Below are 15,267 nucleotides of genomic sequence, written 5' to 3'. Positions count from 1 at the left end.
TTTCTCGCTTGCTCATACCACCTCTGAGAAGCTGCAGAGCCTCTTCCTTGTGGTGCTGCGCAGCCGGATCACGGCCCTTACGCTGCCCCTCCTCCTTGGCGTTAAACCCCGGGCTGTGATTTCGGCGCGGTCCTCTTGCCATGAGTCTTCTCCGCGCTCCTGGCAACAAGCCACGATTGCGCGGAAGATCCACTAAACCCAACCGTTCAAGTTTCCAAAGGCACCTCTTCAGCCCTGCACACGCCCCATGAAGGCGTCGAACTCGTCATCCTTGATGGCGACGGAATGACCTGCCTCCGGATAACCGCCGCTGTCGACGTCAGCCCTGAATTCCTTGAACGCCGCGATGCGTTCGTTCTGCAGGCGTTCGAATTCGGGGGCGAAGTTGCGATAGGCTTTGCCGTGACGCGGTTTGTGGTTCCTGCCGTATCCGCAAACGTCCTCGGTGAACAGGTACTGCGCGTCGGCATATTTGCCCGCGCCCATGCCCAGCATCACAAGCGACGAATTCTCGGTCAGGAACTTGGCCACGCGATCCGGGACGACCTCCAGCTCGGCACCAAAGACCCCGATCTTTTCCAACATCTGGGTGTGGTTCCACAGTGTCTCGGCCTCATCCGCCGTCTTGCCCACGGCGCGCCAGCCGGTCCAGGTGATGTAGGACGGGATCAGGCCGATATGGCCCACGACTGGGAGGTGATTGTCACAGAGCAGCTTTTGGATGTCATAGCTGGCCGAGCAGTAATAGGCGTCGCCGCCCAGTCCGGCATAGTGGAATGCCGCACGCAGGTAGTCCTCTCCGGTAGCGATGGGACGGCCCTCGAACCGGCCCCAACCGCCATAGGGCAGCCCCACCTGAACAAAGCAATCGCCCGCAGCCTCGCGCATTTCGGCGTTAAAGAATTTGCCCTCGATGGACAGCATGTGGATGCCGGCGGCATTGGCGGCGGCGGCTTCCTCGGGGGTAGTGACGAAAAGCATCGAGATCTTCTCGCCACGCTTCTTCATGGCGCGGATGTCTTCGACGTGGGGACGGTTGTGATACATGGGTCTATCCTTTGATGGCTCAGGCAGCTTTCAACAGCCGCTTCAGGTTCTGTTCGGGATCAGCCAACACATCGGAATCAACGACAGATCCCCGTTCGATGAGTTTCTCGAAGATGCGAATGTCTTTTGACGTGCCGTTGCCCGGCCCGATGCCTGCCGCCGCAACGAGGGTTCCGGTCCTGTCGCATTGGAACACGACGGTTGCACCATCGCGGCCAGGGCGGCCGTGGATCGGCGCAGAAAGATCGAAGATCCCGGCGACCTGCAGCCCCAGATCGTATTGATCCGACCAGAACCAGGGCGCCTTCATGTAGGGCCCGGACTGGCACAGCATGGCCTTCGCCTCGTGCTCGCCCTGATCCTGCGCGGCCTTCCAGCTTTCCAACCGGACGCGCTGGCCACGCCACTCGAAACTGCAGCAGTCCCCGGCGGCAAAGACATGGGCGTCAGATGTCCGAAAGTCGCCGTCCACGGTAATTCCGTTCTGCACTTCCAGCCCTGCGGCCTCCGCCAAGTCGGTGTTGGGCAAGGCCCCTACGCCTGCGATCACGGCATCGAATTCCAATGACGGGCCATCAGCAAGCGTGATGCGCGTCGCGCTGGCAGAGGCCACGCCGGTGGCCAGCATCAGCGTCACACCTTCGGCCATGTGCCGATCCTGCAGGACCTGCGCGATCTGGGCCGGGACCGCGCGCCCCAACAGGCGGGAAGCCGCTTCGACCACCGTCACATCGGCGCCAGCCGCGCGCGCCAGTGCCGCCAGTTCCAACCCGATGAAGCCACCGCCAATGATGCCGATCCGGGCACCCTGTTTCAGAAAGGACTGGATGGTCTGGGCATCGCGGTCGCTGCGCAGCGTCAGACACCCCTCCATCCCCGGAAACAGCCGCGCCCGCGCGCCTGTCGCAAGAAGGAGGTGATCATAGTCCAGAGCCTTACCCCCCGCCAAGGAAACCCGCCTAGGGGCGCGGTCGATACCCGTAACGGTTTCGCCAAGGCGCAACGTGATCCGCTTGTCGGCGTAGGTCTCGGCGGCGCGGATCAATTTCATCTGGCCCGACTTTGAGAGTGGCGGACGTTCATAGGGAAGCGCGGTTTCGGCCCCGATCAACGTGACCTCGCCCATATACCCTTGCTCCCGCAGGACAAACGCAGCCCTGACGCCGCACTCCCCTGCCCCGATGATCACCATGCCCCCCATGACTACACCGTGAACGCCGTGCGAAAGGAGTCGAGCGCGGCTTCGGGATCTTCCGCCGCAAAAGCCTCCATCCCGATGGGGCCGCTATAGCCCATTGCATTCAGCGCCTTGGCGACGCCCGCGTAGTTGATCTCGCCCGTACCCGGCTCGCATCGGCCCGGGTTGTCGACACCCAGCCGCTTGACGACCTGCGCAGCCTCACGCGCCGAGGCCAGCAGCGCATCAGCCCCCTCGGCATCCGATAGCCTCCCGACCAGATAGCCGTTCATGATGGTGAAATTGGCGCCTGTGGCCTCCAGCTTGGCCAGATCGTGATCCGGCCAGTTCCAGAGACCAACACCGAAGCCCATCTCCTTCAGGCGCGATGCCCGCCAGTCGATGAATTTGTCGCGCCAAAGCATCTCGGCGCAGGCGGCGAGTTGAAACGTCATTTAATGTGCTCCATTTGGGACGGGGCAAGACGCTGCTCAGCGCCCGGGACAAGCACCTTCAATGGCGCCTGCACGCCATGTTTCAGATCTCGACGAAGACGCGGTCACCGTCGACCTTGACGGGATAAGTGCAGAGGTTCTCACAGGCCGGGGGTGTTTCCACCTCGCCGGATCTGCAGTCGAAGATCGAGGAATGCTTGGGGCATTCGATGGTCGCCTCGACCACCAGCCCGTCCTCAAGGTGCACATCCTCGTGGGTGCAAAGCCCGTCGGTGCAATAAAAATTGTCCTCGTGATCGCGGATGATGACGAAGGTCCGCGTGCCGTGGTCGAAGCGGATCACGTCCTCGGCCTCGACATCGCCCGTAGCGCAGGCATCTACCCATTCTGCCATGATTAGTCTCCTCGTTCGTCTGGGGCGGCTCTTGCGGCCGGTCCTTCGTGATAGGGGTTTGCGGTCTCCGGCAGCGGGCGCCGGAGGTAAAAGTCGGGATCGGTGCGCTGGCGCCAAAGCGCGGGCAGCATCTCGGCATAAGCGTCTGCGAAGGACGTGTTCGGCGCTGGAAAGTCGTGTTTGCAGACTTCGTGCAGCTCGGGCAGCTTGTAGTAGGGAACCAGCGGGAACATGTGATGTTCGACGTGGTAGTTCATGTTCCAGTAGATGAAGCGGCTGACGGGGTTCATGTAGACCGTCCGGCTGTTCATGCGGTGGTCCAGCACGTTGTCCGCCAGCCCGCCGTGCTGCAGCCAGCCGCAGAGCACCATTTGCCAGCAGCCATAGAGGCGCGGCAGACCGATCAACAGCAGCGGCACCCAGCTTTGAAAAATCAGCGCGGCGGCGATGGTCGCCACGTAGACCGCCATCCAGATGCGCGCGGTGCGGATGGTCTTGGCATGAAACGCTTCGACCATGTAATCCGCCTCGTCCGGCAGAATGTGGCCCTGGGCATGGCGGACCATGCGTTTCACCCCGTCGATCACGTCGAGGAGTCCAACAAGGTTCGCCGCCATCTTGAGCATCTCGACCGGGCGCATGATCGCCACCTCGGGGTCACGGCCCACGATGACCGTGTCCGAATGGTGCCGCGCATGGCTGAACTTCCAGCAATAGGGATCGCGGACCATGCAGAAACACGCGACCTGGTAGACGGCCATGTTCATCCAGCGGGTCTTGAACGCAGAGCCGTGCCCGCATTCGTGCCAGCGCGAGTCCATCGCCGAGCCGTACAGCACGCCATAGACAAGCCAGAACGGCACCGACCACCAGCTTGGCATCAGCACTATGGCCGTGACGGCGAATACCACCATCAGCCCGAACAGGATGATCGTGTCACGAATTGCGGGCTGGTCCGCCCGCTTCATCAGCGATTTCATGATTTTGCGGTCGATGGGTGTACGATACCAGTCCTCTGTGACCAGCCCATTGGCCACGGCGCTCTGCGAATCAGGTCCCAGAAGGTTGTAATCACGGGGCATGGGGTCAGATCTCCTGCGGTTTGAAATCGGCAGGGGCCGACGGCATGACGCCCTTCAGCAGGTCAACCGACTTTTCCAGCCCTTCGAGCGAGTTCAACAGCACGTCCTCGTGCTCGTTTGACAACCAGCCGTCGTAGCCGCCCATCTTCAGCCGGTAGCAGAACTGCCGCCACCATTGCTCGCCATGGCCGAAGCCTAGCGTGATGTAGGACCAACTGCGTGCCGGGATATCCATGAGCGAGCCGTTCTCCAGCAGGCTGGTCGTGGCCTGCACGGGCTCATTCAACATCGTGTCCCTTGCGTGGACGTGATAGATGGCCTCGCCCAGTGCCTCTGCCGCGATCAGAGGGTCCGCCCCCATCCAGAAAAGATGCGAGGGGTCGAGGTTTGCCCCGATCACGGGCCCGACCGCCTCGCGCAGTTTCCACAGGGAGGGAACGTTGTAGACACACTGGTTGCCGTGAAGTTCCAGCGCGATCTTCTCGACGCCGCACTCCTGCGCCAGCGCCACGATCTCGGTCCAGAACGGGATCAGCTTCTCTTCCCACTGATAACGCAGGATCTCCTGCGTCTCGGGGGGCCAGCTGCTGACGACCCAGTTCGGCATCACGTCATTCGCGGACCCGGCGGGCAGGCCCGACATGGTGCAGACGGTCTTGACGCCCATCTCGCCAGCAAGGCGGATGGTGTCGCGCAACCCCTGCCCCTGAACCGGATCAGTCGGGTGCAACGGATTGCCTTTGGCATTGAAACTGATGATCTCAAGCCCGCGATCATCGAATTCGGTCTGGAATGCCTTTTGCGCAGCGCCGTTGCCCAGCAGGTCGGACATTCTGCAATGTGGGGCCGTAGACCAACCGCAGGTGTTCACCTCGACACCGCTGACGCCCATGCGCACGGCATTGTCCGTCATGTCCTTGAAGGACAAGTCCCCAAGGCTGTCCGATACGAAACCCAGCTTCATTTGTAGAACTCCGGCTTGGAGACGAGGGTGATGTCTTCGCGCACACCATTGACCAGTGCGCGCACGCCTGCCTCGGCGATCACGGCGGCGGCGTAGCCGTCCCATGCGGAGGACGCGATTTCGGGATAGCCGCCGCCCTGCGCCCATTTGACAAAGGCGCGGTCCTGCTGGCGATAGGCCTCGGCATAGCGATCGCGCCAGTCGGGATCGTGGCCCAGTGTCTGGGCCGCGTCCTGATCGACACGGGTATAGCTGACATGGTTGGTCGAGATCGTGCCGGTCTCGCCCACCAGTTCGGCCTTCACGTCATAGCCGTAAGCCGCGTTGTTGTTCACCTCGACGGTGACGATCTGGTCATCGGCGGTGGTCAGAACCATGAAGACAGGCGCCACCAGCGCGTCCGACCGCTTGGGCTGTGACGCGGAAATCGAGGTGACCTCGGTGTCCAGCAGGTAACGCATGACGTCGAATTCGTGCGGCGCAGAGTTGGTGATCGCCATGGCGCCGGTGAAATCGGCAGCAGGCGTTGCCACGTTGCGGTGCCAGTTGTGGAGCATCAGGCACCGGCCGATCTTGCCCGTCTTGAGCGCTGCGCGCATCTGCAGATAGGCCGGATCGTAGCGGCGCATAAAGCCCAGCATGATGTGCCTTTCGCCTGCGGCCTCTTCGGCCTTCATCACGTCAAGGCATTCCGCCGAGGACTGCGAGAGGGGCTTTTCGCACAGCACCTTCTTGCCGGCCTTGATGCAGGCGAGGCTCAGCGGCGCGTGGGTGAAATCCGGGCTGGCGACGATCACGGCGTCCACATCGTCGCGGGCGATGGTGGCATGCGCATCGGTTGCGGCCTCGGCACCAAACTGGTCGGCAATGGACTTGGCGCGTGCGGCGTCCATGTCGCAGACCGCCCGAAGGGTTGCGCCGGGCAGGTCTTCGGCCACGATGCGGGCGTGATCGGCTCCCATTAGGCCTGCGCCTATGACGGCAATGCGAAGGGTCATTCTTTTCGTGCTTTCGCTTGAGGGTAGAGGTCCCGGGGCAAGCCCGGGACGGTTGGTTCAGTGCGCCGGTTCCGGCACATGGCCGTCGTGGGTGTCCATGTAGCCTTCGATATTCGCTTCGAGATCGGCCATGGATTCGCCACCCGCCATCAGGTCCGCGATTTCCTCGCGGGTTTTTTCTCCTTTGCGGAAGTCGGCAGCGATGGCGCCCCGGATCAGAACGGCAAAGTGGTCGCCCACCGCCATCGCGTGCATGACCTGGTGAGTGATGAAGATCACCGCCAGGCCGCGACGCTTGGCCTCGTTCACGATGCGCAGCACGTGGGCGGCCTGTTTCACCCCCAATGCGGCGGTCGGCTCATCAAGGATCAGCACACGCGCACCGAAATACACCGCACGGGCGATGGCCAGTGATTGCCGTTCGCCGCCAGAGAGGCCACCGACGAGACGGTCGCCGTCGGTGATGCGGGTGATGCCCATCTTCTGGACCTCGTCCACAGCGATCCGGTTCGCCTTCTGCCGATCAAAGACCTTGAACGGGCCGATACCCCTGGTGGGCTCGTTTCCGGCAAAAAAGTTGCGCCCGATGGACATCAGTGGATAGGTGCCGCCGAATTGGTGCACCGTGGCAATGCCCATCTCTTGCGCGGCGCGTGGGCGGTCGAAGTTGACAGGTTTGCCGTCCATCAGCATCTCACCACGGGTCGGCTGAAAAACACCGGACAGCGTCTTGATCAGCGTCGACTTGCCAGCACCGTTGTCGCCCAGAAGGCAAAGCACTTCGCCTTCGTTCACCTTCAGGCTGATTTCGTGAAGCACGTCGATGGGGCCAAAGCTTTTGTCGACTTTGCGCATCTCCAGAACGGGGTTCTTGTCAGACATCTGTTGCCCTCACTTTTTCTCGGTGGTCGACGCGCCGGTCGCCGGGTTTCGAAAGGTGTCGTTCATCGACATCGCCCCGATGAAAAGCATGTTCAGATCCTCGTCGAAGGCGGTGACATTGATTCTTTGGAACACGATGCCAAAGGTCGGCGTGCCAAAGACAACGCCCGTCGACATTGTTTACAGCCGGGCGACGGCTTGTGCCGTGCGTTCCGGTTTCTTCTTGCGTGTGACCATCGACAGGGCCAGCGAGCGGAAGCTTTCGTTCATGGCGACGGCAATCAGCAACGTCACCCCAATGATCAGGTTCGACCAGTTACGGTCGATCTCGGTGAAATAGATGCCTTGGTTGACCACTGCGAAGGTCAGCGTGCCGAAAAAGATGCCGATCACCGAGCCGAACCCGCCGGTCAAAAGCGTGCCGCCGACAACGACGCTGACGATCACGTTGAAGATGATCCCCATACCGCCCGACACCTGCGCCGAATTGAACAGGATCGCCTGGCACATGCCGACAAAGGTGGCGGCGGTGGCCGACAGGATGAAAAGGGTGATTGTCATGCGGTCCACCGGAATGCCCGCGTTGCGCGCACTGTCACGGTCGCCGCCCATGGCGAACAACCAGTTGCCAAAGCGCTGCCTGTGCACCACGAACCAGAAGACGACCGCCGCGATCACCCACCAGACGATGATGACCTGATGGCTCGCCCCCATCAGGCTGCCAAAGGCGAACTTGGCCCATCCCGGCGCCGTCACGGCGACACTCGCCGCCCCGGTCAACACCTTTGATGCGGTCAGCACGATCCCCTGCATGGCCACCAGCGTCCCCAGCGTGATGATCAGCGACGGCACCGTGGTGCGGATCGTCAACATACCGTTGATGGTCCCGACGATCACCCCCAGCCCCAGCGCCGCGATCATGCCAAAGACGATCGGCAACCCGAAATGGCCCGAGACGATGGCGACCGTCATCGACCCCGCCGGGATCAACGCGCCGATGGAAATGTCCAGTTCTCCGGCGATCATCAATAGCCCCACCGGGATGGCCACGATCCCCATATTGGCCGCGAAATTCACCCAGCTTGCCGCGCCCATGAGGGCAACAAGATCGACACCACCGAAGATGACAAAGAACAGCAGGATGCCGATCAGGCTCAGGACGGCCCCCGCACCGGGCTGGCGGAGGAAGGTTCCAAATGCATCACGCATGGCTCAGCCCGCCTTTTTCTTGGTTGCATAAGACAGCGCCAGATTGCGGAAGCTGTCGTTTGACATCACGGCGATCAGCAGCAGCGCGCCAATGATGATCGAACCGAAATTCGGGTCGATCCCGGAAAAGAAGATGCCCTGATTGACGATGGCAAAGGTCAGCGTGCCCAGGACGATGCCGATCACCGAACCCGATCCGCCGGTCAGCAGCACGCCGCCGATCACGACGCACATGATCGAGTTGAAGATGAACGCCTGCCCTGCCGCGACCTGCGCGCTGCCAAAGGTCAGCACCTGGCTGACGCCGACGAATGCTGCTGCGAACCCGCTCAGCATGTAGAGCCCGATTGTGGTGCGGGCGACGGGGATGCCCGCGTTGCGCGCGCTTTCGCGGTCGCCGCCAAGGGCAAAAACCCAGTTCCCCCAAGGCGAGATGTGCAGGAAGAAATAGACCAGCCCCGCGAAACCCAACCACCAGAAGATCGTTGCGCGGAACATGAAATTGATCGACGACCCCAGAAGCGCCTTGGCCGAGGGGTCCGGCGTCATGAAGACACCTGTTGACCCTGCGATCATCACGGTAAAGCCCAAGGTCAGGCCCATCGTGCCGAACATCGTTCCGATGGTGACGATCAGCGACGGAATAGCGGTGCGAGTCACAAGCTGCCCGTTGACGAAGCCCACGCCCAGACCCACCGCGAGACCTGCGAAAACTCCGAACCATGTGGGCAGATCATAATGGCCGGAGACCAGCGCCGTGGTCAGGGCAGCGGCAGGCACCACTGCTCCAACAGAGATGTCGAGTTCGCCCGCGATCATCAAAAGGCCCACGGGCAACGCAATGATGCCGACCTCGGCCGCCATGGTCAGGAAGGCCGACCAGCCCGGCGCACCCAGAAAGATCTTGCCACCAAGGGACGCAAAGAAAACGTAGACAACGAGCGTCCCGATCAACGTACCGAATTCTGGCCGCCGGATCAGCGTGCCGATTGTATCGGCCATATCGCGTTTCGTCTTCATATTGGTTGACATGGTTCTCCCCCCGGACGGCACTTGCCAGCCCTGCCTTGATGGGGCCGCGACGAACGCGACCCCATGTTTTCAACGCTCAGCGCGTGCCGGACTTGGCGCCGGCCATCGTGGCTGCGATGTTGGAGGCATCGACGACGCCGGGGCCGGTCAGGATTTCGCGCGTCGGGATCGACAGGCCATAGTTGATGTGGCCGTTCAGGATCGACACCGCATAGAAGCCCTGCTGATAGCCCTGCTGGTCGATGGCGCAGGATTGCTGCCCGTTCGAGATCTGGTTCAGGATCGCTTCGTCGAAGTTGATCCCGCAGACCTGTACCTGACCGGCTTTGCCCGCCTGTTGGATGCCCTGCACGATGCCGACGGCGTCGAGGTTCGCAGTGGCAAACACGGCGTCGATCTCAGGGTTCTGCAGCAGATGCGCGCGCACGGCCTGAGCGACGGCGGTCACGTTGCCCTGCGCGGTGGCGGGCAGCGGCATGGTCGAGGCGCTATGGCCAGCGTTGGCCATACCTTCGGCGAAACCGTTGCAATAGTCTTCGATGTTCGCGGCGCCGGGCAGCGAGTTCACGCACAGACCGGTGCTTGCGCCGTTGTTGCCCAACCATTCGCCGCCCGCGACGCCAGCCTTGTAGTCAACCGCGCCCACGTAGTTCAGCGCACCCAGACGATCCGCCGCCTCGATGCCACCGGCATTGTAGATCACCAGCGGGATGCCGGCATCGACAACCGCCTGAAAGGCAGGGTCCATCGCCTCGGGCACCCAGTTGGGGCCGACGACGCCCGTCGCGCCCTGGTCAATGGCCTGACGGATCAGTTCGGCGGCGTCGACACCGAGGTTGTCGTAGTTCTGCGGGCCAAGCCACGTCACCTTGCCGCCTTGAGCTTCGACAACCAGACCGGCGTCCTCGGCGCCTTTCTTGACGATCGACCAGAAGGGATCGTCGGGCTTGCCACCGATGACGAAGATGTTTGCGCCTTCGGCATAGGCCGTGCCTGCGCCCAGTGCCAGAACCGCCGAGGTGGCAAGGATCTTGATCAGTTTCATGTGGGTCTCCTCCCTATGTGCCGCTCGTTGCGGCGATTGTTAAAGATTGGGATCATCCGGCCCGCCTCCTCGCGGGCCGATCCGGTTATTCCGCCAGGGTCGCCTTGGCCTGCTTGGCCTTCAGGCGCTCCTTCTTGGCGCGGAAACGGGCCTTCATATGCTCGTCGGCATCCTTGGAGCCGTCGTGCCAGGTGCCGAACCACTTATCGAGCGGGACAAGCCCCTCGCCGCCGTAGTTCACCTCGAAATATTTGTGGTGCAGGTAGTGGGCATAGGCATGGCTGTTCAGCGCCTTGTTGCCCTGCTCCCCGTCGAACTCGAGCTTTTCGAAGCCGATATGGCCGTTGATCGCGCCATAGCCGGTCGCATTCAGCTGGAACAAGGCCACGACCGGGTTGGAGGGGATCAGCAGATGCCAGAACATCTCGGCGAAATAGAGCGTCGATTCAACCGGATGCATGGACATGGACGACCACGGGCTGGGGTTGATCGAGTTGTGGTGCACCGAATGGATATGCTTGTAGAGCGCGCCCTGATGGATCAGCAGGTGAATGCAGAAAAAGTGAATTTCGTGGATCGCGGGCACCAGCAGCGTCAGCACAACCAGCCACAGCCAGTGCTGCTCCCAGCCAAGCCATGCAAAGGCATGGTAGCCATTGGCGAAGCACCACAAAAAGGCCACCTGTACCAGTGTCCAGATCGGAATGGATACGAAGAAGCTGCGCAGGAAGTTGTCGAGGTTCTGGGATTTGAACCAGAACACGTCAGACGGATTTTCGGACGGGAATTTGGCGTTGTATTTGAAGCGCGTGCCCTGAATGCGCTTGACGTAGTAGAACAGCTCGATCGAGCCATACATGACAAAGATGCCGCCCGCGTTGACCGCGTAGAGGATGGCAGCCCACTTCCATGACCAGCTTGCGAATTCGTTCAGGTTGGGCTGGATGATAAGGAACCAGTAGATCAGCGTGACCGCCAAGTGAAAGGCGTTCCACGGCCACAGGTACTCGACCACGAAATGCCCCATTTTGCCCCAGCGCCCTTCCCAGAAAGGCGCGGTCTGAAGCGGTTTGCTGGGCGCCCAATTGCCGCGCTTGTCACGGGTGCCGTATTGCAGGTCGTCCATTCGGCATCCCTCCCAGAGGCGACGACAACAACTGAATTGGTGTCACCGCGATGCAGATTTTCTTGACAGGTTGATCCAGATCAAATCAAGCTAACTCAAATACAAAGGCGCTTTTCGTATCATTACAGATCATGACGCCCTGTATTTGAAACAAATTGACATGAGGATGCACGATGAAACGACCGACGATCCCGGATCTGGCTGAGGCGGCGGGCGTTTCCGTGTCCACCGTGAACCGGGTTCTGAACCAGCCGGAATCAGTACGCCAGCCGACGCGCGAACGTGTGATGAGCGCCGCCCAGGAAATCGGTTTCTACGGGCTTGGCACGCTCCAGCACGCAGTGCGCGCCGGGCAGGAAACCCACCGTCTCGGCATCCTTTTGCAACAGGAGGGACGGACCTTCTACAACAACCTCGGCACAGCCCTTCGGCAGGCGGCCATGGCGCAGGCGGGTTGCTCGGTCGATCTGACCTTGAGATACATGGATGACCTCTCGCCGGACAAGGTCGCGGCCCAACTGGTGGCCTTGTCTAGCGAAGTGGATTCGATCGCGCTGGTCGCGGCGCAGCATCCCTTGATTGCCGATGCCATCGACACGGTCATGGAGCGCGGCGTGCCCGTTACCGCCATCATCGCCCCGCTGTCCGCCTCCGGCAACGTCAGCTTTGTCGGACTGGACGCCTGGAAAGTCGGACGAACCGCCGCCTGGGCCTTTGTCAATATCGTCAAGCAGCCGGGCAAGATCGGCATCCTGCTCGGCAACCACCGCTACCGGAATCAGGAAATGAACGAGAGCGGGTTCCGGTCCTATTTCCGCGAACACAACAACGCTTTCACCCTGCTGGAGCCGATTGCCACCTATGAATCGGCTGCGGCGGCACGCGAACTGGTCGAAAACCTTCTGAAGGAGCATCCTGACCTCTGCGGGCTGTTCGTGTCCGGTGGCGGGATCACCGGCGCGATCGCCGCGCTGCGCGATGCGCCTCACCGCTCTGATTTCGTCACTGTTGCGTATGAACTGTTCGATGCCACCCGCTCTGCGCTGATCGACGGCACGCTCAGCATGGTTATCTCGCATCCGATGCAGACCCTCGCGACCGAAACGATCCAGACAATGATCAAGGCAAAACGTTCCGGTGCCGATGGCGGTGCGCAACGCGTGGCCTTGAGTTTTGAGATCTATACTCCGGAAAACGTATGATGCTCTGTCGAAGAGCTAGAACCGGTCAGCATTTCGACCGGGCATCTGGGCTCGGCCAAGGCTGTGTCTGCCCCTGTAGACGGGAAACCTTGCAGACTTGGACCTGTGCCGCTTGTGTTCCGCTCGGTTGCGCGCATCAAGCGCAGGGCAAATTCGCATCGCATCATAGCCGACCGTCGGGCTTGCCCCCCGGCGCCAAAGACGCATGATGACCTGGCTGTGCCTGCCCGGCGCAACACCCCTTGCCCGGCGGTGCATAGCCGTCGCAACTTCAGGAGACCACAGCCGCCAATGGCGATCACGTTGAAGGATGTAGCCGAGCGCGCGGGCGTCTCCCGCTCTGCGGTGTCGCGGACATTCACCAAGGGTGCCTCGGTCTCTGCAAAGACACGGGAAAAAGTCGAACGGGCCGCGCGTGACCTCGGCTATCACCCGAACGCGCTGGCCTCTTCGCTGACGACCGGACGGACCAAGCTGATCGGGCTGGTGTCCAACAACTTTCGCAACCCGGTGTTCCTCGAAATCTTTGACCGCTTCACCCGGGCTCTGCAGGATCGCGGGCTGAGACCCCTGCTAGTGAACCTGTCGGACGAGGATGCGCCAGAGGCCTCCGTCCGCATGCTGAAGCAGTATTCCGTCGACGGCGTTGTCGTCGCCTCCTCGACCCTGCCCGCAAGTTTTGCCGAGGCATTCCGTCAGGCCGGCATTGCGGTGGTGCATGCCTTTGGCCGCCCATCGGATGCGCCGACGGTCCATGTGGTCGGGATCGACAACGTCGAATGCGGGCGCATGGCGGCCCGCACGCTGATCGAACGGGGGTATCGGTACGTCGGGTTCCTTGGCGGGCCAGAGACCGCGACAACAACCGAGGACCGCCTTGCCGGTTTTGCCGAAGTGCTGACCGAGCATCCGGACGTCACCTGCACGCGGTCTTTTGCCCGAGCCTACAGCTTTGCCGAAGGGCGCGCGGCAATGGCCGATCTGCTGAAGGCCTTCCCGGCAGAGGCCTATTTCTGCGGCGATGACGTGGTGGCCATCGGGGCCCTGTCCGCGATCGGCGACAGCGGACGCAGGGTGCCCGACGACATAGGCCTGATTGGCCTGAACGACATGGAAATGGCGGGCTGGCAGAACATCGGACTGACGACGATCCGACAGCCGATCTCCGACATCGTGAACGCGGCCGTCGCACTGATGGTCACAATGCTGGATGATCCGGGCCGCAGTCCGGCGGCGCGGGTCTTTCCCTGCCAACTGGTGGAGCGCAGGACACTGCGCCCCAAGCCGGATCAATAGGGAAAGACCAGCATGCGCGCCCTGCCCCGGACGCGCACCCGAGGGTCAATTCAGACGCGGAACATCGGCGGGCGGGCATCCACCCATGTGCCATCGGCCTTGCCGCTTTCAGCCACCGCAAACACTGCCGCCATGGACCGCAATCCATCCTCGGCGCGCGGATAGAGGTTGGCCGCCGGATCCATTTGGCGGCCTTCTTTCTGTGCCCGGATCGCCTCGGCCAGATCCTTGTAGATATTGGCAAAGGCCAGTGGCATCCCCTCGGCATGGCCGATGGTCACGCGGCTGGTTCTGTCCGCCTCGGGTGACAGACCGGCTTCGCCGCGTTCGATGACTTGCAGACGTTCCCCCAGCGGCATCCAGTACAGCTGGTTCGGCTGCTCCTGCGACCAACGCAGCCCTCCCTTTTCGCCAAAGATCTGCATGGTCAGACCGTGCTGGCGGCCAATGGCCACCGACGAGGTCCAGAGCCGCCCGACCGCACCGCCGTCAAACCGCAGGTTCACCATTGCGTCGTCTTCAAGCTCGCGGCTGGCGATGCAGGACACCGTATCGGCAGACAGCTTTTCCGCCTCCTGCCCGATGATGAAACTGGCCATATGCAGCGCGTGGATACCGCAATCGGCGAACTGGGCCGAAACCCCGGCCTGCGCCGGATCATAACGCCAGCGCACCCGCGGGTTGTCCGCATCCGCCGCATCGGCATGGTGGCCATGTGCGAACTCCGCCTTCACCAACCGGATCGCGCCAAGGTCGCCGCGCGCCACCATCGCCTTCATATGACGCACCAGCGAATAGCCTGTGTACCCATAGTTGACTGCGCAGATCCGGCCAGTCTCCTGGACAAGACGCACGATCTCTTCTCCCTCTTCCACGGTCATCGTCATCGGCTTTTCGCACAACACGTTGAAGCCGGCCTCCAGGAACGCCTTGGCGATCTCGAAATGGGTCGCGTTGGGGGTTGCCACGGTGACAAGATCGACGCGGTCTTCGCGCGCCAGTTCACCGGCCAGCATCTCGCGCCAGTCGCCATAGGCCCGATCATCGGCCAGCCCCAGACGCTGGCCGTACGCGCGCCCCGCATCAGGCCGGTGATCCAGCGCGCCAGCGGTGAACTCGAATGCGCCGTCCAGACCCGCACCCAAACGGTGCGCCGGTCCGATCTGGCTTCCCTCGCCGCCGCCGATCATCCCCCATTTCAGCTTTGCCATGCGTTCATTCCTTGTTTGAAGACAATGCTTTCAAGCTCGTTTCCGATCTGTGCCGATGGCTTTCGAAAGTGGCGGCTTGGCGTCGGGTCCCGCATGTCTGCGACAGGCGGTTGCCCGCCCGGTCCTGACCCTGTCCCCTCCCTTGCC

General features: G+C 62.0%; 16 protein-coding genes. 2 read left to right on the top strand and 14 right to left on the bottom strand.

Annotation, left to right across the window (positions count from 1 at the left end; genetic code table 11):
- Positions 1-228 precede the first annotated feature (228 nt).
- From ACTXGA_RS04275 to ACTXGA_RS04215, 13 genes are all read right to left on the bottom strand, one after another.
- Positions 229-1,047, bottom strand: a complete 819-nt coding sequence (locus tag ACTXGA_RS04275) for a 3-methyl-2-oxobutanoate hydroxymethyltransferase (protein ID WP_443391892.1) — start codon at positions 1,045-1,047, stop codon at positions 229-231.
- A 19-nt stretch (positions 1,048-1,066) separates the two neighbouring features.
- The gene (locus ACTXGA_RS04270; protein WP_443392031.1) at positions 1,067-2,239 is read right to left on the bottom strand and encodes an NAD(P)/FAD-dependent oxidoreductase; all 1,173 of its coding nucleotides are present in this window, start codon (positions 2,237-2,239) and stop codon (positions 1,067-1,069) included.
- Positions 2,240-2,250: 11 nt separating this feature from the next.
- Positions 2,251-2,679 carry a hypothetical protein gene (locus tag ACTXGA_RS04265; RefSeq protein WP_443391891.1) on the bottom strand — a complete coding sequence of 143 codons (429 nt, stop codon included), beginning with the start codon at positions 2,677-2,679 and terminating at the stop codon, positions 2,251-2,253.
- A gap of 82 nt (positions 2,680-2,761) precedes the next feature.
- Positions 2,762-3,073, bottom strand: a complete 312-nt coding sequence (locus ACTXGA_RS04260; protein ID WP_443391890.1) for a MocE family 2Fe-2S type ferredoxin — start codon at positions 3,071-3,073, stop codon at positions 2,762-2,764.
- 2 nt (positions 3,074-3,075) lie between these two features.
- Positions 3,076-4,155 carry a fatty acid desaturase gene (locus tag ACTXGA_RS04255; RefSeq protein WP_443391889.1) on the bottom strand — a complete coding sequence of 360 codons (1,080 nt, stop codon included), beginning with the start codon at positions 4,153-4,155 and terminating at the stop codon, positions 3,076-3,078.
- A gap of 4 nt (positions 4,156-4,159) precedes the next feature.
- Positions 4,160-5,119, bottom strand: coding sequence for a sugar phosphate isomerase/epimerase family protein (locus tag ACTXGA_RS04250; protein WP_443391888.1), 960 nt, complete (start codon positions 5,117-5,119; stop codon positions 4,160-4,162).
- Positions 5,116-6,117, bottom strand: coding sequence for a Gfo/Idh/MocA family oxidoreductase (locus ACTXGA_RS04245; protein ID WP_443391887.1), 1,002 nt, complete (start codon positions 6,115-6,117; stop codon positions 5,116-5,118). Before ACTXGA_RS04245 ends, ACTXGA_RS04250 begins: the two co-directional genes overlap by 4 nt.
- Positions 6,118-6,174: 57 nt before the next feature.
- The gene (locus ACTXGA_RS04240; protein ID WP_443391886.1) at positions 6,175-6,999 is read right to left on the bottom strand and encodes an ATP-binding cassette domain-containing protein; all 825 of its coding nucleotides are present in this window, start codon (positions 6,997-6,999) and stop codon (positions 6,175-6,177) included.
- A gap of 9 nt (positions 7,000-7,008) precedes the next feature.
- Positions 7,009-7,176 (bottom strand): hypothetical protein, encoded by a 168-nt coding sequence (locus tag ACTXGA_RS04235; protein ID WP_443391885.1) that lies wholly within the window; start codon positions 7,174-7,176, stop codon positions 7,009-7,011.
- A gap of 3 nt (positions 7,177-7,179) precedes the next feature.
- Positions 7,180-8,208 (bottom strand): ABC transporter permease, encoded by a 1,029-nt coding sequence (locus ACTXGA_RS04230; protein ID WP_443391884.1) that lies wholly within the window; start codon positions 8,206-8,208, stop codon positions 7,180-7,182.
- A gap of 3 nt (positions 8,209-8,211) precedes the next feature.
- Positions 8,212-9,240: an ABC transporter permease gene (locus ACTXGA_RS04225; protein ID WP_443391883.1), complete on the bottom strand. Its 1,029-nt coding sequence runs from the start codon at positions 9,238-9,240 to the stop codon at positions 8,212-8,214.
- Between the two features lie 76 nt (positions 9,241-9,316).
- Positions 9,317-10,285: a substrate-binding domain-containing protein gene (locus ACTXGA_RS04220; protein ID WP_443391882.1), complete on the bottom strand. Its 969-nt coding sequence runs from the start codon at positions 10,283-10,285 to the stop codon at positions 9,317-9,319.
- 85 nt (positions 10,286-10,370) lie between these two features.
- Positions 10,371-11,411 carry a sterol desaturase family protein gene (locus tag ACTXGA_RS04215; RefSeq protein ID WP_443391881.1) on the bottom strand — a complete coding sequence of 347 codons (1,041 nt, stop codon included), beginning with the start codon at positions 11,409-11,411 and terminating at the stop codon, positions 10,371-10,373.
- 173 nt (positions 11,412-11,584) lie between these two features.
- Between ACTXGA_RS04215 and ACTXGA_RS04210 the strand changes: the two genes are divergently transcribed.
- Positions 11,585-12,613 (top strand): substrate-binding domain-containing protein, encoded by a 1,029-nt coding sequence (locus ACTXGA_RS04210; RefSeq protein ID WP_443391880.1) that lies wholly within the window; start codon positions 11,585-11,587, stop codon positions 12,611-12,613.
- Between the two features lie 291 nt (positions 12,614-12,904).
- On the top strand, positions 12,905-13,909 hold the full coding sequence (locus ACTXGA_RS04205; protein WP_443391879.1) for a LacI family DNA-binding transcriptional regulator: 1,005 nt from the start codon (positions 12,905-12,907) through the stop codon (positions 13,907-13,909).
- A 50-nt stretch (positions 13,910-13,959) separates the two neighbouring features.
- Here the strand turns inward: ACTXGA_RS04205 and ACTXGA_RS04200 are convergent, their stop codons facing one another.
- Positions 13,960-15,120 carry a Gfo/Idh/MocA family protein gene (locus ACTXGA_RS04200; protein WP_443391878.1) on the bottom strand — a complete coding sequence of 387 codons (1,161 nt, stop codon included), beginning with the start codon at positions 15,118-15,120 and terminating at the stop codon, positions 13,960-13,962.
- Between the last annotated feature and the right edge of the window lie 147 nt (positions 15,121-15,267).

The sequence above is a fragment of the Antarctobacter jejuensis genome (assembly GCF_052266595.1).
In the GTDB taxonomy this organism is placed as follows: domain Bacteria; phylum Pseudomonadota; class Alphaproteobacteria; order Rhodobacterales; family Rhodobacteraceae; genus Antarctobacter; species Antarctobacter jejuensis.
This window is presented reverse-complemented; position numbering and strand designations above follow the sequence as displayed.